Source organism: Clostridium sp. CM028 (assembly GCF_030585565.1).
In the GTDB taxonomy this organism is placed as follows: domain Bacteria; phylum Bacillota; class Clostridia; order Clostridiales; family Clostridiaceae; genus Clostridium_AD; species Clostridium_AD estertheticum_B.
This window is the reverse complement of sequence record NZ_CP077766.1, coordinates 2398536-2424614: the sequence shown is the minus strand read 5'-3', so window position 1 is coordinate 2424614 and position 26079 is coordinate 2398536. Positions and strand designations below refer to the sequence as shown.

The following is a 26079-nucleotide window of genomic DNA, read 5'->3' as shown; positions in this document are numbered from 1 at the left end:
TAAATAATTTTCCTTAAGACTATTTATTAACAAAACTTTTATAAACATTTATATTATCTAGAGACCTTATTCTTTCTGAAAATTTGCCTTCCTTTGTATCCCCTAAAGCCTTATTCATATCATACATTCTTGCATCCATTATATCTAAATGATGTAGCATTTCCGCTTCTGGTATCATAGGTTTTTTAGGGCTCCCATATTCTGCTTCATAATGATGAGCTAGCACCATATGCTGTAACAACATAGATACTTCAGTATCTGCTTTAACCTCAAGACTCGCCGTTTCTATCATTTTAATTCCTTGAACTATATGACCTAAAAGTTGACCCTCTACTGAATACTCGCTTACAATTCCAAGTTCACTAGCATTCATTTCATATATTTTGCCAATATCATGAAGTATTATACCTGCATATAGCAAATCCGTATTTAGAAAGGTGTAAATTTCGCTTAATTTTTCTCCTGCCTTAAGCATGGTGGTTGTGTGATATAACAGACCTGATCTTATAGAGTGATGGTTAGACTTAGCAGCTGGATAATGCATTAGCTTTTCCTCATTATGCCCTAAAATATTGGTAACTATATTTTGAATATCTATATTTTTGATTTTAGATAAATAATTTAAAATATCATCATACATTTTTTCTGGTGAATACGGTGCCACTGCAACATAATCACAAATGCTTACTCCATCTTTTTCCTCAGTTAGTCTTATCGCTTCAACTTTTAATTGAAGCTTTCCTCTCCACTCATTTACCGTGCCCTTAATTTTCACTAAGATGCTTTGTTTAAATGTATTTTCTAATTTTTCATTCCATTCCCAAAGTTTTGCATTTATATCACCGGTGGCATCCCCTAAATTAAAATCCAAATATTTATTTGTGTTACTGTTGTTGGAAACCTTGCTATCTACAGATTTTATAACATAAAAACCTTCAATCCTATCACCTTTCTTCATTCCACTTATCTTCTTCATTTCCATATTTATCTCCTTATATTGTAATAAACTTATTATATCTAATACATTATGCCGATACAAGTGCTTAATATCTCTATGTCAATCAATTAAATTACATAACTTTAATATACCTTTTAATTATACATCAATATTGTTTGTAAAATTTAGAAATCCTTAAGTTAAGAAATATTTTTAATTCTTTTTTAATTATTATAAATTGGATATAAAAAATGAATGTATGATTTAATAAAAATCATACATTCATTTTTTATATTAATTATTCCTGGTTTATATTAAATATACTTATTTTACTACTCTTTTTCCTATTATAAAATTACTTTTATAATATCCAGTTAATTCAGATATTTTTACAACATCACCAGTTTTGGGAGATTGTATAAATTTATTATTACCAATATATATTCCCCCGTGAGATGCTTGGGAAGGCGATGCTGGATTTGTCCTAAAGAATACTAAATCACCTTTTTGGAGACTATTTATATTAACTGAGGTACCTATATTTATTTGGTCCATAGTCGTTCTAGGTAAATTTATACCTATGTTTTTATAAGCATATTGTATAAGACCTGAACAATCAAAACCCCCACTTACATATTTGCCATTAGAATTAAACTTCGCTGGTGTTGTACCACCCCATAAGTATGGCATTCCTAAAAACGTGTTTAACTGCGAGATTAAACTCTCTATGTTTTTTGTTGCAGTACCTTGTTGTCCATTTGAGTCATTTTCTATGACATCACCTCTACTTGGAGTGTCATTACCTAGGCTTACGTATGTTTTAGCTATATATCCCCATTGTCCATTATACTTGATTTTATAAAAATCATTTTGTGTTCCATACAAATCCACTTTTGCATTTATTTTTATTGTGCCCATGATATTATTACCCATAGACGCCGTTTTTCTTACATTTAAACTTGATGCTGTAATATTACCAATTCCAGTAATCACACTGCTTGTACTATCTGTGTTTGAATCCTGTGCTGTTGTAGCTTTCACATATTGCTCACTTACATAACCTGTTTTGCCACCATAATTTATCTTACAAAAACCATTTGATTTTTCATACATTGTCACTTTAGTTCCGCGTGTAATAACATTAGCAACAGAATAATTTATCCCGAATCCTGTTCTTACATTTAAATAATCTGTTGTTACTGTTCCTGACGTCCCCGCTCCATTTGTTGTACTCGTAGAACCAGACGTATTTGCCGATATTTTTATATATGAGCTATGTACATATCCAGTTTGTCCTTTATAATTTATTTTATAGAATTCCCCTTCTTTACCAAGTGTCTCTACCTTCGCATTTCTCGCAAGAGAAGATATAATTGATGATGAAATTGATGATTTTTGCCTGACATATAATGAACTTGCAGTCACCGTTCCATTATCAGCGAACACAACATGTGAACCCGCCATAGTTAATAACATTGCTATAAAAGCTACTCTTTTTTTCATATGCTTACCTCCTATATTTTAAATGAATATGAATTATCGAAATATGTAAATTATTTCTAATGTAAATGTTTTATTTTTTTCTCCTAGAGTTTTACTTGCATTTTTAGTCTCTGCAATATTTTCCAGGAAATATTTTGAGAATTTAGCTTGTCTACTTATTATAACTAGTACTATTCATATTTTTACATCAATCTTCCCCTTTAATTTAAGACTAATACCAATGTCACAAATTTTTCCTTTTTTTTGTACAATACCATTGTAACAGAAAGTAATAATTTTTTATATACATATAATTTATAAAAAACCACTGATTTTCATGACTTTTACCTGTATTCCACTTATTAAATCAAATAAAACGAGGATATAATTATACAAATAATCTTTATATTTCTCAATTCAATTACGTGGTAATATTTGTTAAAATGTATTATAATTATTATTGTGTTACAACATTCTATTTAGCATCTATGAGCTTATTTTATGTAACACGAATCTTGCGAGGTGATAATTATGCCCAGAGGAAGAAAGAAAATTGAAAATTCTAAAAGTGAATTGATTCATGTGAGAATAAGTGAAGAACTATCAAATGCCCTAAAAAGTTTTTGCAAGGCAAGTAATATAAATAAAAGTGAAGGAATAAGACTCCTCCTTGAAAGTATTCTGAAATAAATGCTACACTAAAAAAGTAGTTAAGATATAACTCTCAACTACTTTTTTACTATCCTTTTAAATTATAATCCTCGGTGCTTCAACAGCTCCGAAGGAGCTGCATTAACGACTTCAGAAGTAAATTTATACTCCCGCTGAAGTTTTCTCTTTGTCATGGTAATCAACTCCCATTTATGGGAATATGAGAATTTTCTTCTGAAATATCGTTAAAAGTTCTTGCCACAAGCAACAATTCGTTTGTTACCTTTTATTAATTTACTTTTATCTACTCCAACTTTCACTTTTATCTTTTTCATTTATATTCAACCTCACCTTATATATAATTACACTTCTAGTGCTAATAAAACACGATTGTTTCCTCTTATTTGTTCTGTCTATCAGTATTATTACCCAATATATGTAATATTAATCAATCCGTTAAATATAAAAGCCTGGAGATAGATTTCTCTACCCCCAAGCTACGTTTTACTATATTTCTATTCATACTATGCCACTTTATAACTCACCGTCTGTCTACTTTTGCTCTGCTGAACGTACAAAAAAGCACCAGCAGTTATGCCAGTGCTAAAAAATATTTGTTTCCATATTACAAACTTGGAGCTGAAAAAGGGGATCGAACCCTCGACCTACGCGTTACGAGTGCGTTACTCTACCAACTGAGCTATTTCAGCATATACAAAACAATTTAAACTAATACCTATACATGTTTTTATTTAGTTGCAACCCATTTATATCTTTAAATGAATTAGTAGCAATCAAAATAATATCAACTAACACCCATATTCCAAAACCACCAAAGGTTAAAATCATTAAAATTCCCGTACCTATTTTACCTACATAAAATCTATGAATACCAAATGCCCCAACAAAAATACACAGCAATAAAGCAACTAACCAGTTTTTTTCACTAATAATCCGTTCACCAGTCGTATTAGGTTGAATTAATAAATTAATCCCACATATTTTACAAAAATTAGAGCTATCTTCGTTTTGAGATCCACAACTAGGACAGAACATTAGATCACCCTTTTTAGCTTATTTTGAATGCCTTTCTTACATTTTATCATATATGGTATCATTTTACTATATGTATGGGCTAAGTGTTTTTAAAATAATTATGATTCTTAAAGTAAAAAGGAGTGACGAAAACGCCACTCCAAGCTATAACGACATATCTTTCACACAATTAAGTTTTTTCATATACTCACTTTCAACAGAATCTATATCCCTCTCATTTGATTTTTTGACAATAACTTCATCGTTAATTTGTGGAATTGAATTTGGCATAGCACCTTTAAAAAGCTCTCCAACTATATTACCTATATAATTTTTAACTTCAGGGTTATCTAAAATATTTGCAATATCTACTGTATCTAGCTTCTTAACTTTGTTGCCGTAGTCCCTGTAAAATCTCAGAGCCTGCTTTATAAGTTTAGAATTATTAATACCTTTCTTCTCCATATTGCTCACATAATTAATTAAGTCTTTATCTGTTTCCTCTCCTAGATTTGATGATACAGTTTTACGGAGTGCTCCCATAATTATTGACCTGCTACTGTAGTTGCAGCAACTTCTTTATTTCCATCTAAGTATTCAAGTACTAGCAATTCTTTATATCTTTCAGCGAACAGTATAGAATTTGCACATTGAGGGTTTTTATTATCTATGAGCTTTGGCTCAGTTTTTATGAACTCTGTTTGTAAATATTCTAGTAGTAACTTTGCAGGTCCACCTATTATTCTTATATCTTTACAAGTATTTGGTTTAAAAGAGCTATTAATTGAACTTATTGCTTTCTCCACATATGGTTTTAATACTAAATCTTTAATGTCTTTTAATACATTTGCTTCCCCAAAAGGTAGTTCGTCATCTTCTAAATATTCGATAGCATCTGATATATCATAATTACCATCAGATCCGTCAGCAGAGTTGAACTTAGTGAGTAATGCTTCTATTGTTGGCTCAAACCCATGTTGTGCAAAACTACTAGCCTTAGTCATCCCAAGCACCTTGTTACCAAATTCATCTTTCTCATATTTCCAATGAGATACATCTAAAGTACCACCACCAAAGTCAAGTAATAACATTGGATAAGTAAATGTTTCCATGGTTTCAGCACTTAATGTACCTCCTTGTTTAAATACTTGTACATCTATTATTTCTATATCATATGTTATATTATTTATTGTTATAGATTGTTTTTCCATCTTCTTTATTTCATTTTTAAGTGGAATACTATGGTCTATATAATATTCTGCGGGAAGTCCCACAGCGAGTCTTACCTTTATTTTAGTTTCCCCCTTAAAACTTAGTGCAATAGCGTTAAGCAGGTTTAACTTATAATGATCGGACATGTATTTGTTAGATTCCATGTTAAGCTTGCCTTCTTTATTACCTACGGTGTATAACTTTCCATTCCAAGTGATGTTACTTATTCCAGTAGCCCTAGAACCATGCTTGCTTACGGCAGACACCCTACTAGCAAAAGTTACATTGGTACTTGTTTTTGTAAATGTATTTCCTATGTCAACAGTTAGTACAGATTCTAACGCTTTCTTTAATATAGGATATTTTTTTGATATCTCTGTTAAGTTCATTTATTTTCCCTCCTAAATTTTTCTAATTGTTCCTTATCGGTATATATTCTATATTATGTATTAATATCCTTCTTTTGTAATGAAATATTTATAAATATATTTATTAACCTATTTATAGATGTTTATCTACATACTTGTAAATATATAGATATATATATTTATATATCTACAAATGTAAACATATATATATCTACATTAAAGAAATGTCCTTAATAGCTCACTATTCATATCAACGTCTCCCACACTATATATACATAAATAAAAATAGGATAACAAAATTTTATAAATTTTGTTATCCTATCATAATTTATCTAGATTAATAGATAAATCTACTTTAGTGTATTCTTACTCTCTATGAATTACATCAAGTCTTGCAAATTTACTGAATTGGCCTATCCATGCAAGTTTTACTGTGCCTATAGGACCATTTCTTTGTTTTGCTATTATAAGCTCTGCTACATTTTTATCTTCCGTTTCCTCATTATAATACTCATCTCTGTATAAGAACATAACAAGGTCAGCATCCTGCTCAATAGACCCTGACTCTCTAAGATCAGATAACATAGGCCTATGGTCAGTTCTTTGCTCTGGAGCACGTGATAGCTGTGATAATGCTATAACAGGGCACTGCATCTCCTTTGCAAGAGCTTTAATAGATCTTGATATTTCTGATACTTCTTGCTGTCTGCTTTCTGTATTGCTACCAGTCATAAGTTGAAGATAATCTATAACTATCAGATCTATGCCATGCTCCATTTTTAATTTTCTACATTTTGAACGCATATCCATAACAGAAGTTCCTGCTGTATCATCAATGAATATTTTAGCAGCAGCAAGCGGTCCGGATGCTTTCGCTATGTTTTCCCAGTCCCTATCTTCCAAATCACCATGTCTGAGCTTTGACATGTCAACATTTGCTTCTGAACAAAGCAGTTTATAAGAAAGTTGTTCCTTAGACATTTCCAGGGAGAATACAGCTACACTTTTCCCTTGCCTAAGAGCTGCATACTCTGCTAAATTTAGTGCAAAGGTAGTTTTGCCCATAGACGGCCTTGCAGCGATAAGAATCATATCACCCTTTTGAAATCCAGCGGTTTTATCATCAAGTTCTGGGAACCCACTAGATATTCCTGTTGTTTCCCCTTTATTATTAAATATTCTTTCTATTTCTAAGAACCCTCGCTCTAGAACCGTGTTCATTGGTTCAAAGTCACCCGCATTTTTTTTCTGTGATATGTTAAATACTTTTTGCTCTGCAAGATCCATTACAGCTTCTACATCATCTTGCTTATTATAACAATTTTCCATAATCTCAGTAGAAGCTCTAATAAGTTTTCTTAAAGTAGATTTATCTTCTACAATCTTTATGTACGAACTTAAATTAGCTGTGGAGGGTATTGAGTTACTTATCTCTGAAATATAAGTAATTCCCCCTGATGCTTCTAACTTTTCAGAAGAACGTAAATGCTCGAGTAAAGTAATCATGTCAATAGGCGTGTCTTTTTGATATAAATCAAAAATAGCGCTAAATATACCTTTATGGGAATCTCTGTAAAAATCATCACTTTTTAAAACTTCTACTACTCGTGATATCGCGGTTTTATCTATAAGCATTGATCCAATAACTGATTGTTCTGCTTCTAAATTATAGGGTAAACTTCTAAGAGGTGTATCCATTTTTTTATCTCCCCTAAAGTAATGTTTTATGCCCTGCTAAAAATACATCACCGCAGGTGATGATTTAACAGGGCCATTAATTATAGTTAATTTATTTTATTTCAAACACTAATTTCATTAGCTCTTCAATGTTTGATGATGTTTTTATTTCAATATCTTTAAGGTCAATAGGAACTTCCTTTTCATTATCACTCGGAACTATAACTAGCTTAATTCCCTTTCTTCTTGCCCCGTAAATTTTTTCAAATATGCCACCTACTGGTTTTATGATACCCCGAAGGGATATCTCTCCAGTTACTGCAACATCCTGTCTTACAGGTTTGTCTAAAAGAGAACTGATTATACATACAGTTATAGCGGCTCCAGCCGATGGTCCATCAATTTTACCTCCACCTACTATATTTACATGTATGTCATAATCCTTAATATCTTTATTTGTTGTTTTTCTTATTACGGATGCAGCATTAAACACTGAGTCCTTAGCCATGCTTCCAGCAGTATCATTAAATCTTACTTGACCTTTACCTTTTTCCTTGGCTTCAAATACTGATGTTTCTATTTCTATAGTTGATCCTATATATCCTGATACCCCAAGTCCATATATGTGGCCAACTTCAGATTTAACTTCTTTATCTAATTCCTCATAGGGAGATAGTCTACTTATAGATATAATATCTAACAAGTCCTTAACCTCAATTTCAACTTGAGACGCATCCACTGATTTTCTATTATGCAGTACAAATCCATAAGCATCTGCTAAAATGTTTATAGCTTTTCTTCCTTCAATAGTATATCTACCAATAGTTTTCGCAACGCCATCTCCTATTTTAACTCCTAATTTATTCGCAGCATTTACCACTATATTTTCTATATCCATAGCAGTTAATGGTTCAAAATAAACTTCAGTACATCTTGATCTTAATGCCGGATTTATTTCTGATGGTTCCTTGGTAGTAGCTCCTATTAAAACAAAATCTGCTGGAGCACCTTTATCAAATAAATATTTTATATATTTAGGTGTGTTTTCGTCTTCAGGATCATAATAAGATGATGAAAACTCAACTCTTTTATCCTCTAACACTTTAAGTAATTTATTTTGAAGTATACTATCGAGTTCACCTATTTCATCAATAAATAGTACTCCGCCATGAGCCTCTGTTACAAGACCTGTTTTTGGCTCTGGAATCCCACCCTCAGCTAGATCTCTTTTACTTCCCTGATATATCGGGTCATGTACAGATCCTAAAAGTGGATTTGTTATTTCTCTTGGATCCCACCGTAGTGTTGTACCATCCACTTCTACAAATTTAGCATCTTTATGGTAAATTGTATAACTTAGCTTTTTAGCTTCCTCAAGAGCAAGCCTCGCCGCAGTAGTCTTTCCAACTCCTGGTGGCCCATAAAGAATAATGTGTTGAGGATATGGCGATGCCATTTTAGATAACAGAGATTTTATAGCTCTTTCCTGACCAACTATTTCACTAAAACTCTCTGGCCTTAACATAGCTTGTATATTTTTAGTAAGTTTTCTACTATCAAGTTCTTCTAAATCCGCATATTTTTTAAGTGTTTTAGCATTTTCAGGCCCTTTTTGTTTCTTAATTATTCCAAGTCTTACTTCATCAATATACTTATCTTGCTTTTCCATTAGATTTTTTTCTACTTCAGCTTCAATCTTATTTTGCACATATCTTTTAGCTATTTCATCAGTCAACCATTCATTAGTATCATCTAGTGCTTCTTGTATATTTTTTTCATTAGGCACTATCTCTATACCCTTACCATTGCTGATAATTTTATTTAAAGCGAATAACCTTCTATAGATACTTTCACTTTTAATGTGCTTCTGAAGTTTAAATTTTATAGTTTTAGACTTTATAGTGCCTTCATCTAGTACATTCCTCATTATTTCATATAAAACGTCTATTTGTGTGTCCAGAGGTAATGCATCTCTTTCAACCTGTTCTCCAATTTGATTAACTAATAATGTCTTCAAACGTAATCCGCTTTAATAAATATGATTATCATTTATTTACTAAAGCGTTTCCTCCCTTCGGTTTATATAATTATTCCTCACAAACAAGAACTTTTATCTTAGTAGATATTTCTGGATATATTTTAATTTCTACTTCATAAGTTCCTAATAATTTTATTGTATCTGTTACTATTTTCTTTTTATCAATATCTAAATTGCATTGTTTATTTAACGCTATTGCTATATCTTTAGTTGTAATCGCACCAAAAAGTTTTCCATTCTCTCCAGCTTTACCAATTATTTTTATAACTTTATCTTTAAGTTCATTAGCTGATTTCTGTGCATCCTCAATTTCAGATGTTTTCTTTTTTCTTTCAATATCATTTTTTTTATTTAATATGTGCATATTTGAGTCTGTAGCCTCTTTAGCTAATTGCCTAGGAAATAAAAAATTCCTCGCATATCCATCTGCAGCGTTTATCACGTCGCCCTTTTTACCTGTGCCTTTAATATCCTTTAATAATATAACCTTCATTATTTTTCGCCCTCCTTTAAATATTCATCTATAGCTTCATTTAATTTCACCACTACTTCTTCAAGTTTCAGTGAAGTAAATTTCGTACCAGCCATAGTCATATGTCCGCCTCCCCCTAATGTCTCGAGTATTAACTGTACATTTATTTTCCCAAGAGACCTTCCACTAATAAATACTTCATCTCCTGTCTTTACAATAACAAACGACGCTTCGATACCAGTAATATTTAGAAGTTCATCCGCAACTTGGGCAGCTAATACAGTATCCTCTATTAGTTCTGGACAAACGGCTACAGCAATTTCATTTTTAACTTTCGCTGATCTTATAATATCAGCTCTTTTCAAATAAATACTCAAATCATCAGAAAACATTTTTTTAACATCCATAGTATCTGCACCATGACGCCTTAGAAAAGCTGCTGCTTCAAATGTCCTAACTCCCGTTTTAAAAGAGAAATTTTTTGTATCCACACATATTCCTGCCAAAAGACTTACCGCTTCTATATGTTTAAGTTTAGGCTTGTCAACCATATATTGAATCATCTCAGTAACTAATTCAGCAGTAGATGATGCGTAAGTTTCCATATAACTCAGGACTGCCCCTTGTATAAAATCTTGTGACTTTCTATGATGGTCAATTATAACTACTTTTTCTACCTCTTTAACTATTTCTAAATTTTGAACATGACTTTCATTGTGCACATCCACTAATATGATTAGGCTATTTGAATTTTTAACACTTTTAAATTTTTCACTTGTTATAAAAGTATTTTTGTATTCTTCATCTGCAAGTATTATATCCATCATGCTTTTTATACCGCTATTTATTCCTTCGAGAATAATATAGCATTCTTTGTTTGTTTTTTTAATAATACTATATAGACCTATAGCCGAGCCTAGACAATCAGGATCAGCATTTTTGTGTCCCATAAGGAAAATTGTGTTACTCTCATTTACTAAATCCATTAATGCATGAGCTATAACTCTTGCGCGAACCTTAGTCCTTTTCTCAACTTCCTTTGTTTTCCCCCCAAAGAAAGATAATTTTTCACCTTTTTTCACAACTGCTTGATCACCACCCCTGCCTAAGGCAAGTTCCTTAGCTGATGTAGCAAATTCATAGTTTTTAAGTGGTGTATCTTCTCCCCTACCAACGCCCACACTTAAAGTAACTGCGAGTTTATTACCATTACTTATTTCGCGAACACTATCTAGTATATCAAATTTCTTTTCTATTTCTTTTTCAATATACTTATCTTGGACTATAATAACATATTTATTCGATGTATACTTTTTTACCACCGCATTTACACTCTGTCCATAGCTGTTTATTGTTCTCTCAATCTCTGCTACAAGTAAAGGCGCCTTATCTTCTTCTGTAGTTTTAACAACATCATCAAGGTTATCAACTTCCACTAGCATAACGCTTTCCCTATTACCGTTAATGCCTTTTATTACACTGGTTTTTTCCGTTATATCATAAAAATATAAAAGCATAATCTTATCTTTAACATTTTTATTCTCGTTTGTATCAACAATATTTGTGTAGATTTCATACCATTTATCTTTTATTTTAATATTTGGAAATATATTCTTTTTACCCTCTAAAACTTGCTTTAGATTTAGTTCCTTAATTATATCTCTAATATTTTTATTTAAAAGATCTTCCCCTTCAAGCATTGTAGTTACACTTTGATTATACCATAATATATTTCCCACATACCCTATTATTATTAGTGGAAAAGGAAGTTTTACTAAGGTGCTTGTGGTTGCTATATCCAGTTTAGATGAAAAATTTTCAATGAATTTTTTCCACTCATTTTTTTTAACCTTAGAGTTGTAGATATTATACACTACTAGTATCGCGTATAGTCCCAGTGTTAAAATTCCCACTTCAAGGTGTCCGTAATAAAATATTATACATATGAGTAGGGCCATGGTCACCATATATATTTTATTATTAACACTAAAATAATTGTATTTATTCTCCATAATCAGCCCCCAATTATTTTCTTTTAATTCTATATGGATCGAGCTTTCTAAAATCAAAAGCCATCTCCATGAGTCCTATTGAAAAGTAAATACTACCTAGACGCGAAAATGATGTTAACACTAAAATTAGTGCTACTACTGGTTTAGATAATTTTTTTTTAACTCTTAGAAAATATGTAGCTGCCGCAAGTCCATTTATCATAAATACAATTTGCACAAGTAATTGGGAGGAATTTAGTATAAAATCCCCACCTGCTATTTTTTTTGATGAAAGTATTATGCCTATACATACTATACCTATTAATACAGCTCCTAGTATGTTAGTAACGTAAACTTTGCTGAAAGGTAATACTTTATCCATTTTGTAGTTTAGCTTCTCTAATATGGATCTAGACACTATGTAATTCAAATAAGCTGATATAAATGAAGTTATTAAAATAATTGCAGGTATTACTACCAAAACTATCGTAACATCCATTTTGTTTATCATTTCAAAGTTTTCATTTAAAAGTTTCAACTGCTTTGGAGTTATTCCTTGTTGTAAATAAACCATTTTTAATTGATCCAAGGATACCTTCATATTTTGCTTAAAAAATTCTAAGTTTTTGGAAATAAAATTCATAAAACTTACTTTTTCTATAAATGCCATAGAAAAAGCTATGGTTAGTATATTAGATATTACAGAACTAATACCTAAAAATAATAACGTTATAGATGACTTTTTATTTTTCTTAACACAATAACCAAGCGCAATTCCAACAATGCTATAAGTTATAGCTGAATATATCGCCATTATTGGATTATACACTAAGGATGTTAGAACTATACTCAAAAATATAGCAGTGATTGTTATTTTTCTATTATGCCTTATATAGAGTATTGCAACCGGAATTGGCAATATTAAAGCACCTATAAATGACATAATCGGCAAATATCCTGTTATAATCATTGTTACTGAAATTATAACCGCTATAAGTGAAGCCTCTACAATTGCCTTTGTACTATACTTTTTATTCTCCATTTTTTCCTCCATTACTTATCGTTCCTTTATATGCGAATATAGTTTGCTTAGATCTTTTCCATCTTTTTCTATATTATCTCCTTCAACTATTCCCACCTTTAGTTTCTTTTTCATACTCTCATCCACGGCTACATTTGAATATCCGAGCCTTTCGCCTAATATATATAAAAGTATTATTGCCCCCGAAATGCAATCTAGTATGGCGTCTTGAGCAACATTGCTTCCTTTACTTAGCAACTTGAAGAAATCACCTATTATACATAATAGCTCAGCCTTCAAACTTTCAACTATCTTAACATTAGACATTATATTAAAATCTTGTTTCTTCATAGTATATCATCTCCCCTTGTAGGCTTATGCTTATAACTCCATTTTAGTTAGTTTTCTAAATTTATGCAACTAAAGTTTATTTCTATATAGACAATTTGCAGTTTAATATCTAATATTTTCTATGTTTACATTTTATGGGTTACAACTACAAGTATACTACAAATCGTACTGCATAATATATACTTTTATATTTATATTTTGATTATTGAGTATAATATTTATTTTTATTTGTAAAAAAATAAAAGCAGCTACCTTAAGGCGCTGCTTTCAGTCATTTACTATTCAGTAGTAAATGGTAATAATGCTATGTTTCTTGCTCTTTTTATAGATACAGTAAGCATCCTTTGATGTTTTGCACAGTTTCCAGAAATTCTTCTTGGAAGAATCTTTCCTCTTTCTGTAACATATTTTCTCAATTTATTTATATCTTTATAGTCGATTGCAGTTGCTTTATCCATACAGAAAGCACAAACTTTTCTTTTCATTCTCTTTCTGTTTCCGCCAGCACCGCCGCCGCTTCTTTTATGTTCGTTCATAGCCATTGTTGTTTTTCCTCCTTACCTAATATTAGAATGGAATATCTCCATCATCAATTGGTGTTATATCACTATCACTGCTAAAACCATGAGATCCAGCATTTGATTCGCTATTATTTCCACCTTGATTAGTATTCGTACCTGATGTTTTATTTCCTCCCCATTCAAGGAAGTCAACTTCATCAGCAATTACTTCAGTAACATATCTCCTAGTACCATCTTTAGCCTCATAATTTCTAGTTTGAATGTTTCCAGATACGCTTAAAAGCTTGCCTTTACTCATGTAATTAGCAGTAGCTTCCGCTTGCTTTCCAAATACCACTACTGGTATAAAGTCTGCTTCTGGTTGACCTTCTCTTTTAAATCTTCTATTGACGGCTACAGTGAAAGTGGCTACAGCTGTTCCTGTCCCTTGAGCAAACTTTAACTCAGGGTCTTTTGTTAATCTACCAACTAAAACAACTTTATTCATAAATGCACCACCTATTTTTCTGGATTTATTATGATATGTCTTATAACACTGTCAGTAATTCTGAATACTCTATCTAATTCTTTCGGTAATTCAGGTTTTGCATTGAAATTGATTAATGTATAGTGACCTTCACCAACTTTTTGTATTTCATAAGCTAGTTTTCTTTTGCCCCACGCATCAACATTTTCAATTTCTCCACCATTATTTTCTATTACACCTTTAAATTTTTCAACGTTAGCTTTAACAGCTTCTTCGTCTAATGAAGGATGTAATATGAATATAGTTTCATATTTTCTCATTAATTTCACCTCCTCCCCTCGGACTAACGGCCATGCATTGCACGGCAGGGATTACAATAATAGATTATATCATTTAATTATGCATTAATCAAGTAATTATTTTTTTATAGGTGCTTTTTCTTTAGTAATCCCTTTTTCTTTATTTAGTACATTTTCTTTTATAATTTTCTTTACACCCAAATCAAATTTTATTCTTGGAAGCATTACTATCCGAGCGCAACCTAAACATTTTATTTTTATATCCGCACCTAACCTAATGATTTCCCAATTCTTGCTGCCACAAGGGTGAGTTTTTTTCATTTCAACAATATCTCCTAAATTGAACACCTTCATTAAACATCCCACCTTTAATTTATTTTTACTATATTGTCATAACTTTTACACTTTCCTTATCTCGTACAAAAATTTCTTTTACCTTTATCTTTTCTAACTTAATTAGCTCAATTATACTTCGAATATTCTCATCCTCTATTTTTAAACTAATCCCACAACTTTTAGTTATATATGTAGGCGTAGGAACAACTACTACCTTAACCTGTTGTCGCAGTGCTTCTCTTTCCGCTTTCATGGCTTCATGTGTATTTTGAAATGTTACTATATAATATTTATTCAATGTTTTTCACCCTACTTCCATGCCATAATATTAATCACTTCATATACATTTACATAACTTTAGATTATAATATTGTATAATATATTAATTTAAAATTTTGTATTTATAATGCAACATTGTATATTATTTCATAATGAGAACTTAAAATTCTAATTCCTAAAATATTCTTATAAAAAGTGTATTTTATTATTTATCTAATTTTATTATAAACTATTTATAGTCTTAATTGTATGAAAACAAAATTTAACTTGTTATACATAATATTAATAGCCTCTATATTTTTTATAGAATATACTAATAAATCATTGTGTAATATTGGAGGAAATCATGAAAATATATTTAGATAATGCAGCCACTACCTTTCCTAAACCACCCGCAGTGTATAATTCAATGATGAATTATATGATGAATATAGGTTCAAACCCGGGAAGGGGTGTATCTACAACTTCACTTGCCGGAAATAGAGTTATTTTAAATTGTAGGTATGCTTTAATGGATTTTTTTCACTTTGATAAAGTTGAGAATGTGATTTTTACATCAAATATTACCACTTCTTTAAATATACTTATAAAATCTACATGCCAAAAAGGCTGGCATGTAATAACTTCTTCAATGGATCATAACGCTACTTTAAGACCATTAAACTCCCTTTGCGAAAAAGGCGTTATAGAATTAGGCATTGTCCCTTGCTCAAAAGAAGGCTTAATTAATGTAGACGATTTTGTAAATACACTTAAACCTAATACAAAATTGGTGGTTCTCTCACATGCTTCTAACATTATTGGAAGTATTCAGCCTTTAGAATCTATTGGTAGAATATGTAAAGAAAAGGGCATTTATTTTGTTATAGATACTGCGCCAACTGCAGGAATATTACCAATAGATTTCTATAAATTAAATTGTAATGCCCTAGCTTTTACAGGTCATAAAAGTTTACTAGGACCTCAAGGTACCGGTGGATTTTTAATTGATGATAATTTAAATGAAAGATGCTCTGCATTTATAGAGGGTGGGACTGGTAGTCTTTCATCTAGTATTGTTCAACCAGATTTTTTGCCTGATAAATTTGAAAGCGGGACCCTAAATGCTCCAGGTATAGCTGGCCTTTTAGAAGGTATTAATTTTATTAATGACCAGGGTTTAGACTCTATTCGCGAACGCGAAGAATATTTGTGCAAAAATTTTATAGAGGGGCTTCTAAATATATCCTCTGTTAATGTCTATGGTCTCACCGATAGTTCTAAAAGAACCGCTACTATCTCTGTTAATTCAACAAAAATTGACAATTCCGAGTTAGGGTTTATTCTAGATAGTGAATATGGAATTACAACAAGAACTGGACTTCACTGTGCGCCACTAGCTCATAAAAACATTGGAACATATCCATCTGGTACTTTAAGATTTGGCATTGGCCCTTTTAATGATATTAAAGACATCGATTATACCCTTAACGCCCTCAATACTATTATTAGAAAGGTGTGATTTTATTTACATGGAAAATATTCTAAAAAAAATTGATAAACTAGCTATATTTTTTGTTTTGTATACCTTTGTTTTTGTAATCTTTTTTGGAACTATTGGGTTCACCCTTCCCTTTGTATTTGCTTTTATTTTAGCTTCACTACTTAAGATACCAACAAAATTTTTGATGAAAAAATTCAAACTTCAAAACACTATAGCTTCATTATTTACTACCACCATATTTTTCACTGTGATTGTTGTATTATTATCTTTAATCATCACTACTTTAACTTCAGAATCGATACTACTCGGAAAAAACATCCAATCATATATAACTTTAAACAAAGACATTGTAATTAATATTTTTAGTAACTTACAAAATTATTATAAAACTTTAGATCCAAACGTGGTTAGTAATATTGAGTCAAATATTACTAATTATATAAGCAAGACTATAAATATTAGCATGAATGCATCCACAAAAATTTTTTCTCAAACTCTAGATTTTGTATCTACTATACCTTATATTTTAATGGTTTTATTATTTACTTTACTTACTACTTACTTCTTCACAAAAGATTTGTCATCTTCAAGCAAAAAAAAGTTTGATTTAATTCCCCGCAAAAATGAAGATAGATTACATTCCATATTTGATGAATCAAAAAAGATGCTTAAGAATTATTTACTTTCTTACTTACTGATAATCACTATAACATTTTTAGAAACATTAATTGTTTTTATAGTTTTCAAAGTTAAGTATGCTGTAACTCTGAGTGTATTATGTGGATTATTTGATTTACTCCCTATTTTCGGTATAGGAGCTATATACCTTCCCGTAATAATAATATTTTTTATATCTAATAATTATGTAGCTGCTTTAGGCCTCTTGATATCTTATATAATTATCACTATAGTAAGACAAATTATAGAACCCAAGATTGTGTCTTCATCACTAGGCATTCACCCCGTAGCAGTTCTCGCTTCTATATTTATAGGATTAAGAGCAAATGGTATTGTTGGGATGCTATTCTGTATGTTTTTTTTAGTTTTTTATAATATATTGAAAAAAGTTGAAGTTTTATAGAATAGAAAACCTCCTAAATGGCTAATATCCCAATAGGAGGTTTTTTTATGGTAGATAAAGTTATTTTAGATTCTATGTCCAGAGATTGCACTTTTAAATTAAGAGATATTATAAGTCAATATATTTTTCCCATAGCAAAATGCTCACGCCCTATTGTTATTTTATGTATTGGCACCGACAGATCTACTGGTGATAGCTTAGGACCCCTGGTTGGAAACAAGCTTAAATTTTTAGTTAGAAATAGACTTCATGTTTACGGTAGTCTTGAATGTCCAGTCCATGCAAAAAATTTATGTGAAACAATTGATGAAATTAACTATTCCTATACTAATCCTTACATTATTGCAATAGATGCTTGCCTCGGAAGTTTGCAAAATGTAGGAAAAATCATTATTGAGGAAAAACCATTAAGTCCTGGTGCTGCTATGAATAAAGATTTACCTAAGGTGGGTGATTTAAGCATAACGGGCATTGTAAATATATCTGGAGCCTTTGAATTTATGGTTCTTCAAAATACAAGATTATATACAGTAATGATGCTTGCCGATACTATATCCACTGGTTTATACCATTCAATACTCAAAATCGCAGGCGAAAAAAAATTAAATTCCATTTATGATGATTTCAACATTAAAGACGTTGAAGGTTGATTTTTATGCAAAAAAAGTATATATTGCGCATAATACATTGAAGCGAGCTTTAGAACTTCTTAGTTATTTTTAATTAAGATGGGTTAGGAAAAACATACGTTTGAGCTACAGCGAGTTTATGATTTTCACCAGATTAATGAAAAATAAAATTAGTAGTTCTTAACGAAGTAAATGCATAATCGCAATATATACATTTTTATTTTTTTAAATTTATAGCTTGCTCTAAAACTTTACTTTCTTCCTGAGATAGCTCATACCTAGATATTCCTTTATCTATTGGTTTAGCATAAGTAGTACTCTCATTTCTACCATAGATACTTGTTAATATAGCACCATTACCATTCCCATCAATCAATGTTATAGAGAAACTTAAATCACTTCCCATATCATCAAATGCTTTATATCTTATCATTGAAGTTTTTTGCACACAAGTTTTCAGTTCCCCATTTATCTGTTCATACCTTTGTTTTATAACTTCATTTTCATCTTTAACTTCGTCGATTTTGTCTAAATAAGATATAACCACTTCTTCTAAATTTTTATTATTTACACCTCTCATTAATTTTCTGTATCTTCTCTCTAGTTTATTTAAAAATGCATAGGTTATTATAATTATTACTATTAGCATAAATACAATAATCATAAGAGCTATTATTATATAAATCTGTTCATTCTTTATAAAATTAATGATACTTTTCATTCTGAATTACATCCTCTCTATTAGTTTCACGTGAAACATTATATATTAAAAACCTCTAAAATTCTTTCAAAATCTTCTTCTGAATAATACTCAATTTCTATTTTACCCTTGTTCTTATTCTTAGAATTTATAAGAACTTTAGTACCAAAACGATTTTCTAATCTATTCATTATATCTTTATAATATATATCATTTTCATTTTTTACTACTTTTTGTGGCTTTTCATTTCCAAAGTTTTTTACTAATCTTTCTGTTTCTCTCACGTTGAGATTATCATCTATAACCATTTGAGCAATTTGATACTGAAGCTGTCTATCACTTATACCGAGTATTGCCCTTCCATGTCCCTCGGAAATTACTCCATCTATTATGTAATCTTGAACTCTTTCATCTAAGTTTAATAATCTCATGCAATTTGTTATAGCTGTTCTTGATTTCGAAACCTTTTTACTTATTTCTTCCTGCGTAAGATTAAACTCCGTTAATAGTTTTTTGTAAGCTATAGCTTCCTCAATTGGGTTTAAATCTTCTCTTTGAATGTTTTCTATTAATGATATTTCTAGTACTTCTTTGTTGTTTATATTCATAATGATTGCAGGTATTTCTGCGAGGCCAATACTTTTCGCTGCTCTGAATCTTCTTTCACCTGCTACTACTATATATACATCATCTTCTTTATTCAAAATAATAGGTTGAATAACTCCATGTTCTTTTATTGATTGTGCTAATTCAGATATTTTTTCAGGATCAAAGTTTTTCCTTGGCTGATCTTTATTAGCTTTAATCAAATTCATAGATATTTTAAAAACATTGGAACTATCTTCTGTACTTTCTTCTTCAGGTATTAAAGCTCCTAACCCTTTACCTAATCCAAATTTTTTATTCAATATTTAACATCCCCTTTGTCTATTTAAAAATTCATTTGCTAATTTTTCGTACGCTTCTGCTCCCTTGCACTTATCATCATACAACATAATTGGTAATCCAAAACTTGGAGATTCAGCCAGACGGACATTTCTAGGTATTGTTGTTTTATACACTTTATCATTGAAATATTTTTTCACTTCTGATACAACCTCATTACAAAGTTTTGTTCTATTATCATACATACTAAGAATTATACCCTCAATTTCTAATTCTTTATTTAAAGATTTTTTAACTAATTGGATTGTATTTACTAATTGCCCCACACCCTCTAAAGCATAAAATTCACATTGAATAGGTGTAAGCACGCTACTTGCGGCTGTAAGCGCATTTATGGTTAAAATACCCAAAGAAGGTGGACAATCTATAAAAACATAGTCAAATTCACCCTCAATTTCTTTAAGCTTTTCTTTTAGCTTATTTTCACGATTATCTATACTAATCAATTCTACTTCTGCCCCTGCAAGTTCCATTGTAGAAGGTACTAAATACAAATTATTAACTAACTCGCATTCTTTTATAGTATCCCTAATTGAAATATCCGATGTTAATAAATCATATATTGATAAATTTATTTGCTTTTTATCAAATCCTAATCCACTTGTAGTGTTTCCTTGAGGATCAATATCTATTGTTAATATTTTTTTCCCTTGCATAGCTAAATAAGAACATAGGTTTATATTTGTAGTAGTTTTGCCTACTCCTCCCTTTTGATTAAAGATACATATGGTTTTCATGGCTACACTTACCCTTCATAATATTATTTGTGTTTCTATAGTTTATAAATTGTATAAACCCCAATAACTTACAATTTATATAGGTTACAGGTAATATAAACTATACTTTATAATTCATAACTTATACTTTAATTTTTCTATATAGTTCATTATATATTTATGTTAAATATTTTAATAGTACTTTTTTGAATTTTCCAAAAAAACATTAAAAAAACAGAATGTTTCACGTGAAACATTCTGTTTTTAATGTCTATTTTTTAGGTATTCTTATTGTCACTTCTATACTATCTTCTAATTCTTTAGACTTGTATTCTGCATTTATTCCATACTTATCAAAAACTTGTTTTATAGTATTTATATATACTCTAGGCGCGAAAATTCCTTTGATTCTTTTCTTACCACTAACAATCACTCCATCTCTGCATAACTTCAATAGTTCTTTTTCAATAAGTTCTTCTGTATTTTTAACATTAAGCGATTTATCAACAATTATTTTAAGTACTTTCTTTTGAATATTTATATCAGTTAATCTTAACAAAGCTCTAGCATGTCTTTCAGTAAGCTTATTTTCTACTAAGATACTTGTTATTTGATTATCCAATTTTAGTAATCTTAATTTGTTTGCAATAGTTGATTGTTTTTTCCCTATCATTTGTGCTAACTGTTCTTGTGTGTAAGAATGATCTTGAATAAGATTATGATAAGCTATAGCTTCTTCTAAAAAATTTAGATCTTCTCTTTGCAAATTTTCTAATAACGCAATTGCTGCGGAATCTTTATCTGTAATATCTATAATAATTACTGGGACTTGTTCAAGCCCTATTTTTTTTGCTGCTCTTAGTCTTCTTTCTCCCGCTACTAGTTCATATCCGTTTTCCCCAATTTTTCTAACTGTTAGCGGTTGGATTATTCCATAAGCCTTTATTGACTGTGATAGTTCTTCAATAGTTTCTTCATTAAAATGCTTTCTAGGCTGATAAACATTTGGAGAAATTAATTCTATAGATACGTGATTTACATTATTTTTCATAATATACCATCCCTCAATTTTTCCTTTTTTTTACCTTTTATTAACAATTCTCCATTTTTATCTTATTTCCTTCTTCTTTTTTATTCTTTCGTACGACAAATTATAACATTACTTATCCCCTGTTTGGTGCAATCATCACTTGTGGTGCTGTCGTTAAATCATCTCCTGCGGAGCTGCATATTAACGACTTCAGAAGTAGATTTATACTCCCACTGAAGTTTTCTATTTGTTAGGGCAAGTAACTCCTACTTATAGTAGGTACTCCCACTTATAGAAATAGGAGACCTTCCTTCTGAAATGTCGTTAAAATAAAGGCTCTTTAGTAACCATCCCTGCTTTTCTAGGATATTTCCTATGTGTTTGCGATATTTTACTTATTATTACCAGGTTATGATTTAAATCACTATCTTCAATTTGTACCTTTTCTATATGTTCGATTCGTCCACCCAGCATCCTAATTGCATTTTTAGATTGCTTAATTTCCTCTTCAACTGCAGGCCCCTTCATTGCAACAAAATATCCTCCAACCTTTACATAAGGTATACAATATTCACTCAAGACTGTTAAATTAGCAACTGCCCTTGATACTGCAACATCAAACTTTTCTCTATATTGTATTTCTTGTGCAAAATCTTCTGCTCTACCGTGAATAGCTTTAATATTTTCTAGTTGAAGAGAATTAATTACTTCATTTAAAAATTTAACTCTCTTATTCAGTGAATCTAATAAAACTATATTTACTTCAGGCTTTATTATTTTCATAGGAATACCTGGAAACCCTCCTCCAGTACCTATATCTATAACATTCTTTGCATTCTTTAACTGATCAAACTTAAAAACCTTCATAGAATCAATAAAGTGCTTCTTTACTATTTCTTCATCTTCTTTTATAGCAGTCAAATTTACTTTTTCATTCCATTCCTTTATAAGGTCTTTATATTTCATAAATTGCTCGTATTTTTTTTCGCTAAATTCAAGTCCTTCGTTACTGCTAGCCTTATTTAATATATCAAAGTATTTCATATTTCAACTCCATGTTTTTTTATTGTTGGTTAATGTTAAGTCTTTTCTGTTGCTCAAGATATATCATTAGAACAGACATATCCGCAGGCGAGACACCTGATATTCTAGAAGCTTGACCTATACTTTCTGGTTTTATTTTACCTAGTTTTTGCATAGCTTCTATCCTTAGTCCCTTTATATTGTCATAATTTATATCTTTTGATATGATTTTGTTTTCAAACTTTTTAAATTGCTTAATTTGATCTAATTGTTTCTGGATATACCCTTCATATTTTGAAACAATATTAACTTGCTGCTGTATATATTTATTTAATTTAGGTCTATCTGCATCCAGTCTTTCAACTATATAGTAATCAAGTTCAGGTCTTTTTATAAGTTCGTATAAACTAATAGGCTTTTTCAGTGGAGTAGAATTACAAGAAATTAAAAATTCCTCAATTTCTTTTTTATTTGTGATCTGCAAATGTTTTATTCTCTCAATTTCCTCTTCAATTTGCATCTTCTTTTTCTTAAATATTTCATATCTATCTTCTTTAACAAGGCCTACTCCATACCCTATTTCAGTTAACCTTAAATCAGCGTTGTCTTGCCTTAGCAACAATCTATACTCTGCTCTTGAGGTCATCATCCTATATGGTTCATTAGTGCCTTTAGTAACTAAATCGTCAATTAAAACCCCTATATATCCATCAGATCTTTTTAATATTAATGGATCCTTATTTTGAATAGTAAGTGCAGCATTAATCCCTGCAATAATCCCCTGCGAAGCAGCTTCTTCATATCCTGAGCTACCATTTATTTGACCCGCTGAGAATAAACCTTGAATATTTTTAAATTCTAGTGAAAGTTTTAACTCGGTTGAATCTATACAGTCATATTCTATGGCATAAGCCGTTCTCATAATTTCTACATTTTCAAGTCCAGGTACTGTTTTTAGCATTTCCACCTGAATTTCCTCAGGAAGTGAGCTAGACATACCTTGAACATACATTTCCTGCGTATTCTCACCTTCAGGTTCTATGAATATTTGGTGCCTTTCTTTATCTGTAAATCTCATTACTTTATCTTCGATAGACGGACAATATCTAGGCCCAGTACTCTTAATTGATCCATTATATAGCGGTGATCTATGAATGTTTTTTCTAATTACATTATGAGTATTTTCATTTGTATAAGTTAAATAGCAACATAGCTGATTTCTACTAATATCTTCGCTAATAAATGAAAATGGAACTACCTCTTCATCCCCAACTTGCTCATCCATTTTAGAAAAGTCTACTGACCGTTTGTTTATTCTAGCTGGAGTTCCTGTTTTAAATCTTCTTAAAGTTATACACATATCATCTAAAGATTTAGAAAGTTCATTAGCTGGAAGTAATCCACTAGGTCCTTCATTATAAGAACAATCTCCGATAATAACCTTTGATTTTAAATAAGTTCCAGAAGCTATAATAACAGCCTTAGTAGTAAAATATGCGCCATTTTTCGTGCATACACCCTTTATTTTCCCTTTTGGTGCATCTATAGATACTACTTCTAATTGTTTTAATTGCAAATTTTCTTGATTTTCTATTACATGTTTCATCCTTTGTCCATATGCTTTTTTATCCGCTTGAGCTCTTAACGAGAATACAGCTGGTCCTTTTGATTTGTTTAGCATTCTTGATTGTATATATGTATTATCAATATTTATTCCCATTTCACCACCAAGAGCATCTATTTCCCTTACTAAATGCCCTTTAGCCGTTCCACCGATATTGGGGTTACATGGCATCAAAGCCACACTATCTAAATTTATAGCACAAATTAAAGTCTTGCACCCTATTCTTGCAGCTGCAAGTGCTGCTTCGCAACCTGCATGACCAGCTCCAATAACTATAACATCATAATTTCCTGCATCATATTTCATATTTATCCCTACTTTCCTAAACAAAATTCTGAGAATATCTTATGTATAATATCTTCTTCTAAAATCTCTCCTGTAATCTCACCTAAACTTATCCATGCATTTCGTATATCAATTGATGCTAAATCTATAGCTAATGTATATTCTAGTGCATTTAATGAAGATTCTAAGTTTTCCTTTGCTCTTATTAAAGATTCCTTATGTCTATTATTTGTAACAAATATTCCTTCAGTTTTAATCTCACCCTTAAAGAATAAATCTTTTATATATTCTTTAACATGATTTAATCCTTCACCTGTTTTTACTGAAACATTAGTTATGTACTTTGATTTTAGACTTTGTAATTCTTCTATCTCTATTTTACCACCTAAATCGCTTTTGTTTAATAGTACAATGTATTTTTTGTTTTTAATATATTTAATAATTTCTCTATCTTCATGACTTAATTTCTTACTTGAATCTAATATTAAGATAACTAAATCCGCCTCATCAATTTTTTCCTTTGATTTTTCTACTCCAATTTTCTCAACTATATCTTCAGTTTCGCGAATTCCTGCAGTATCTACTATTTTAACTGGTATACCTTCAATGTTTATATACTCTTCTATTGCATCCCTTGTAGTACCGGGTACATCTGTAACAATAGCTCTTTTTTCTTTAACAAGGGCATTAAGAAGTGATGATTTCCCTACATTTGGCTTCCCAACTATAACAGTGCTTAGGCCTTCTCTTAGAATTTTCCCTTCATCAGCCGTACTTAAAAGTGTATCTATCTCACTAATTATATCAATAACATCTTCATTAACTTTTTCTGCAGTTACTTCTTCAATATCCTCTTCAGGGTAATCAACTGTAACCTCTATACTTGCAATTACACTAAGTAATTTATTTCTTATATTTTTTATTTCCCTGGAAATTGAACCTTCTGATTGCATAAGAGCTGACTTCATACTTAGATCTGTCTTTGCTCTTATTATATCTATAACTGCCTCTGCCTGGCTTAAGTCAATTCTACCATTCAGAAATGCTCTTTTAGTAAATTCACCAGGTTCTGCCATTCTTGCTCCAGCAAGAATAACCTCTTGTAAAATTCTATTAGTTCCAACTACTCCACCATGACAATTTATCTCAATAGTGTCTTCTGCAGTAAAGCTTTTAGGGCCTTTCATATAGGAAATAATAACTTCATCAAGTCTACTACCATTTTTATCAATAATATGTCCATATCTCATAGTATAAGATTTTAAATCATGAAGTTTTCTATTATTTTTGCCTATAAATATACTATTGACTATATCTATCGACATATCACCAGATACTCTAATTATAGATATACCACCTTCTCCTATACTAGTTGCTATTGCAGCTATAGTATCAAATTCTTTCATTAAATATGACCTCCTAATTTT

Annotated in this window: 27 protein-coding genes and 1 tRNA gene; 4 read left to right on the top strand and 24 right to left on the bottom strand. The window is 30.6% G+C overall.

Translation table 11 applies throughout. The features are described from left to right. Positions 1–19: 19 nt before the first annotated feature. Both KTC94_RS11325 and KTC94_RS11320 read right to left on the bottom strand, forming a co-directional pair. Complete coding sequence (locus KTC94_RS11325; RefSeq protein WP_216302160.1) at positions 20–982, bottom strand: 3'-5' exoribonuclease YhaM family protein; 963 nt, start codon at positions 980–982, stop codon at positions 20–22. A gap of 279 nt (positions 983–1261) precedes the next feature. Then, a complete protein-coding gene (locus KTC94_RS11320) occupies positions 1262–2440 on the bottom strand; it encodes a C40 family peptidase (RefSeq protein ID WP_216302161.1) in 1179 nt (392 codons plus the stop codon). Between the two features lie 510 nt (positions 2441–2950). On the opposite strand from KTC94_RS11320, the gene KTC94_RS11315 reads away from it, so the two are divergent. Beyond that, the gene (locus KTC94_RS11315) at positions 2951–3109 is read left to right on the top strand and encodes a CopG family transcriptional regulator (protein WP_165411823.1); all 159 of its coding nucleotides are present in this window, start codon (positions 2951–2953) and stop codon (positions 3107–3109) included. A gap of 595 nt (positions 3110–3704) precedes the next feature. Here KTC94_RS11315 and KTC94_RS11310 read toward each other — a convergent pair. The 15 genes from KTC94_RS11310 to KTC94_RS11240 form a co-directional block, all read right to left on the bottom strand. Further along, positions 3705–3780, bottom strand: a tRNA-Thr gene (locus tag KTC94_RS11310). Positions 3781–3799: 19 nt separating this feature from the next. Next, entirely contained in the window at positions 3800–4126 is a 327-nt protein-coding gene (locus KTC94_RS11305; RefSeq protein ID WP_216302162.1) for a TM2 domain-containing protein, read from the bottom strand. Between the two features lie 144 nt (positions 4127–4270). Next, positions 4271–4648, bottom strand: coding sequence for a hypothetical protein (locus tag KTC94_RS11300; protein ID WP_216302163.1), 378 nt, complete (start codon positions 4646–4648; stop codon positions 4271–4273). 2 nt (positions 4649–4650) lie between these two features. After that, complete coding sequence (locus KTC94_RS11295) at positions 4651–5706, bottom strand: ParM/StbA family protein (RefSeq protein ID WP_216302164.1); 1056 nt, start codon at positions 5704–5706, stop codon at positions 4651–4653. 345 nt (positions 5707–6051) lie between these two features. Next, positions 6052–7383: a replicative DNA helicase gene (locus tag KTC94_RS11290; RefSeq protein ID WP_216302165.1), complete on the bottom strand. Its 1332-nt coding sequence runs from the start codon at positions 7381–7383 to the stop codon at positions 6052–6054. A gap of 91 nt (positions 7384–7474) precedes the next feature. Next, positions 7475–9379 carry a Lon family ATP-dependent protease gene (gene lonC, locus KTC94_RS11285; protein ID WP_216302166.1) on the bottom strand — a complete coding sequence of 635 codons (1905 nt, stop codon included), beginning with the start codon at positions 9377–9379 and terminating at the stop codon, positions 7475–7477. Between the two features lie 70 nt (positions 9380–9449). Continuing rightward, a complete protein-coding gene (gene rplI, locus KTC94_RS11280) occupies positions 9450–9893 on the bottom strand; it encodes a 50S ribosomal protein L9 (protein WP_216302167.1) in 444 nt (147 codons plus the stop codon). Then, positions 9893–11884, bottom strand: coding sequence for a DHH family phosphoesterase (locus KTC94_RS11275; RefSeq protein WP_220286217.1), 1992 nt, complete (start codon positions 11882–11884; stop codon positions 9893–9895). Before KTC94_RS11275 ends, rplI begins: the two co-directional genes overlap by 1 nt. Before the next feature lie 13 nt (positions 11885–11897). Then, positions 11898–12905, bottom strand: coding sequence for a DUF2232 domain-containing protein (locus KTC94_RS11270; RefSeq protein WP_220286216.1), 1008 nt, complete (start codon positions 12903–12905; stop codon positions 11898–11900). A gap of 15 nt (positions 12906–12920) precedes the next feature. After that, a complete protein-coding gene (locus KTC94_RS11265; protein ID WP_216302170.1) occupies positions 12921–13235 on the bottom strand; it encodes a MazG-like family protein in 315 nt (104 codons plus the stop codon). A 278-nt stretch (positions 13236–13513) separates the two neighbouring features. After that, positions 13514–13777, bottom strand: a complete 264-nt coding sequence (gene rpsR, locus KTC94_RS11260; RefSeq protein ID WP_165411833.1) for a 30S ribosomal protein S18 — start codon at positions 13775–13777, stop codon at positions 13514–13516. 25 nt (positions 13778–13802) lie between these two features. After that, a complete protein-coding gene (locus tag KTC94_RS11255; protein ID WP_165411834.1) occupies positions 13803–14243 on the bottom strand; it encodes a single-stranded DNA-binding protein in 441 nt (146 codons plus the stop codon). 11 nt (positions 14244–14254) lie between these two features. After that, positions 14255–14542, bottom strand: coding sequence for a 30S ribosomal protein S6 (rpsF, locus tag KTC94_RS11250; RefSeq protein ID WP_165411835.1), 288 nt, complete (start codon positions 14540–14542; stop codon positions 14255–14257). A 96-nt stretch (positions 14543–14638) separates the two neighbouring features. Further along, positions 14639–14875 carry a DUF951 domain-containing protein gene (locus KTC94_RS11245; RefSeq protein ID WP_216302171.1) on the bottom strand — a complete coding sequence of 79 codons (237 nt, stop codon included), beginning with the start codon at positions 14873–14875 and terminating at the stop codon, positions 14639–14641. A 28-nt stretch (positions 14876–14903) separates the two neighbouring features. After that, a complete protein-coding gene (locus KTC94_RS11240) occupies positions 14904–15155 on the bottom strand; it encodes a DUF3343 domain-containing protein (RefSeq protein WP_216302172.1) in 252 nt (83 codons plus the stop codon). A gap of 327 nt (positions 15156–15482) precedes the next feature. On the opposite strand from KTC94_RS11240, the gene KTC94_RS11235 reads away from it, so the two are divergent. The 3 genes from KTC94_RS11235 to yyaC are packed head-to-tail and all read left to right on the top strand — an operon-like array spanning position 15483 to position 18350. Then, positions 15483–16637, top strand: a complete 1155-nt coding sequence (locus KTC94_RS11235; protein ID WP_220286215.1) for an aminotransferase class V-fold PLP-dependent enzyme — start codon at positions 15483–15485, stop codon at positions 16635–16637. A 10-nt stretch (positions 16638–16647) separates the two neighbouring features. Next, positions 16648–17700 carry a sporulation integral membrane protein YtvI gene (gene ytvI / locus KTC94_RS11230; protein WP_216302174.1) on the top strand — a complete coding sequence of 351 codons (1053 nt, stop codon included), beginning with the start codon at positions 16648–16650 and terminating at the stop codon, positions 17698–17700. Between the two features lie 47 nt (positions 17701–17747). Further along, complete coding sequence (yyaC, locus tag KTC94_RS11225; RefSeq protein WP_216302175.1) at positions 17748–18350, top strand: spore protease YyaC; 603 nt, start codon at positions 17748–17750, stop codon at positions 18348–18350. Between the two features lie 196 nt (positions 18351–18546). Here yyaC and KTC94_RS11220 read toward each other — a convergent pair whose 3' ends face one another. The 7 genes from KTC94_RS11220 to mnmE form a co-directional block, all read right to left on the bottom strand. Beyond that, complete coding sequence (locus tag KTC94_RS11220; protein ID WP_216302176.1) at positions 18547–19050, bottom strand: DUF4446 family protein; 504 nt, start codon at positions 19048–19050, stop codon at positions 18547–18549. Between the two features lie 38 nt (positions 19051–19088). Next, a complete protein-coding gene (locus KTC94_RS11215) occupies positions 19089–19937 on the bottom strand; it encodes a ParB/RepB/Spo0J family partition protein (protein ID WP_216302177.1) in 849 nt (282 codons plus the stop codon). Positions 19938–19940: 3 nt separating this feature from the next. Further along, the gene (locus KTC94_RS11210) at positions 19941–20711 is read right to left on the bottom strand and encodes a ParA family protein (RefSeq protein WP_216302178.1); all 771 of its coding nucleotides are present in this window, start codon (positions 20709–20711) and stop codon (positions 19941–19943) included. 250 nt (positions 20712–20961) lie between these two features. Then, positions 20962–21741 carry a nucleoid occlusion protein gene (gene noc, locus KTC94_RS11205; RefSeq protein WP_220286214.1) on the bottom strand — a complete coding sequence of 260 codons (780 nt, stop codon included), beginning with the start codon at positions 21739–21741 and terminating at the stop codon, positions 20962–20964. 303 nt (positions 21742–22044) lie between these two features. Beyond that, positions 22045–22764, bottom strand: a complete 720-nt coding sequence (gene rsmG / locus KTC94_RS11200; protein WP_165411844.1) for a 16S rRNA (guanine(527)-N(7))-methyltransferase RsmG — start codon at positions 22762–22764, stop codon at positions 22045–22047. A gap of 19 nt (positions 22765–22783) precedes the next feature. After that, positions 22784–24673 carry a tRNA uridine-5-carboxymethylaminomethyl(34) synthesis enzyme MnmG gene (gene mnmG / locus KTC94_RS11195; RefSeq protein ID WP_220286213.1) on the bottom strand — a complete coding sequence of 630 codons (1890 nt, stop codon included), beginning with the start codon at positions 24671–24673 and terminating at the stop codon, positions 22784–22786. Positions 24674–24681: 8 nt separating this feature from the next. Beyond that, positions 24682–26058, bottom strand: coding sequence for a tRNA uridine-5-carboxymethylaminomethyl(34) synthesis GTPase MnmE (mnmE, locus tag KTC94_RS11190; protein ID WP_220286212.1), 1377 nt, complete (start codon positions 26056–26058; stop codon positions 24682–24684). Positions 26059–26079 lie beyond the last annotated feature (21 nt).

Coding starts and splice junctions, on each gene's coding strand:
- KTC94_RS11325 (WP_216302160.1), bottom strand. CDS start 982: ATGGAAATGAAGAAGATAAGTGGAATGAAGAAAGGTGATAGGATTGAA.
- KTC94_RS11320 (WP_216302161.1), bottom strand. CDS start 2,440: ATGAAAAAAAGAGTAGCTTTTATAGCAATGTTATTAACTATGGCGGGT.
- KTC94_RS11315 (WP_165411823.1), top strand. CDS start 2,951: ATGCCCAGAGGAAGAAAGAAAATTGAAAATTCTAAAAGTGAATTGATT.
- KTC94_RS11305 (WP_216302162.1), bottom strand. CDS start 4,126: ATGTTCTGTCCTAGTTGTGGATCTCAAAACGAAGATAGCTCTAATTTT.
- KTC94_RS11300 (WP_216302163.1), bottom strand. CDS start 4,648: ATGGGAGCACTCCGTAAAACTGTATCATCAAATCTAGGAGAGGAAACA.
- KTC94_RS11295 (WP_216302164.1), bottom strand. CDS start 5,706: ATGAACTTAACAGAGATATCAAAAAAATATCCTATATTAAAGAAAGCG.
- KTC94_RS11290 (WP_216302165.1), bottom strand. CDS start 7,383: ATGGATACACCTCTTAGAAGTTTACCCTATAATTTAGAAGCAGAACAA.
- rplI (WP_216302167.1), bottom strand. CDS start 9,893: ATGAAGGTTATATTATTAAAGGATATTAAAGGCACAGGTAAAAAGGGC.
- KTC94_RS11275 (WP_220286217.1), bottom strand. CDS start 11,884: ATGGAGAATAAATACAATTATTTTAGTGTTAATAATAAAATATATATG.
- KTC94_RS11270 (WP_220286216.1), bottom strand. CDS start 12,905: ATGGAGAATAAAAAGTATAGTACAAAGGCAATTGTAGAGGCTTCACTT.
- KTC94_RS11265 (WP_216302170.1), bottom strand. CDS start 13,235: ATGAAGAAACAAGATTTTAATATAATGTCTAATGTTAAGATAGTTGAA.
- rpsR (WP_165411833.1), bottom strand. CDS start 13,777: ATGGCTATGAACGAACATAAAAGAAGCGGCGGCGGTGCTGGCGGAAAC.
- KTC94_RS11255 (WP_165411834.1), bottom strand. CDS start 14,243: ATGAATAAAGTTGTTTTAGTTGGTAGATTAACAAAAGACCCTGAGTTA.
- rpsF (WP_165411835.1), bottom strand. CDS start 14,542: ATGAGAAAATATGAAACTATATTCATATTACATCCTTCATTAGACGAA.
- KTC94_RS11245 (WP_216302171.1), bottom strand. CDS start 14,875: ATGAAGGTGTTCAATTTAGGAGATATTGTTGAAATGAAAAAAACTCAC.
- KTC94_RS11235 (WP_220286215.1), top strand. CDS start 15,483: ATGAAAATATATTTAGATAATGCAGCCACTACCTTTCCTAAACCACCC.
- ytvI (WP_216302174.1), top strand. CDS start 16,648: ATGGAAAATATTCTAAAAAAAATTGATAAACTAGCTATATTTTTTGTT.
- yyaC (WP_216302175.1), top strand. CDS start 17,748: ATGGTAGATAAAGTTATTTTAGATTCTATGTCCAGAGATTGCACTTTT.
- KTC94_RS11220 (WP_216302176.1), bottom strand. CDS start 19,050: ATGAAAAGTATCATTAATTTTATAAAGAATGAACAGATTTATATAATA.
- KTC94_RS11210 (WP_216302178.1), bottom strand. CDS start 20,711: ATGAAAACCATATGTATCTTTAATCAAAAGGGAGGAGTAGGCAAAACT.
- noc (WP_220286214.1), bottom strand. CDS start 21,741: ATGAAAAATAATGTAAATCACGTATCTATAGAATTAATTTCTCCAAAT.
- rsmG (WP_165411844.1), bottom strand. CDS start 22,764: ATGAAATACTTTGATATATTAAATAAGGCTAGCAGTAACGAAGGACTT.
- mnmG (WP_220286213.1), bottom strand. CDS start 24,673: ATGAAATATGATGCAGGAAATTATGATGTTATAGTTATTGGAGCTGGT.
- mnmE (WP_220286212.1), bottom strand. CDS start 26,058: ATGAAAGAATTTGATACTATAGCTGCAATAGCAACTAGTATAGGAGAA.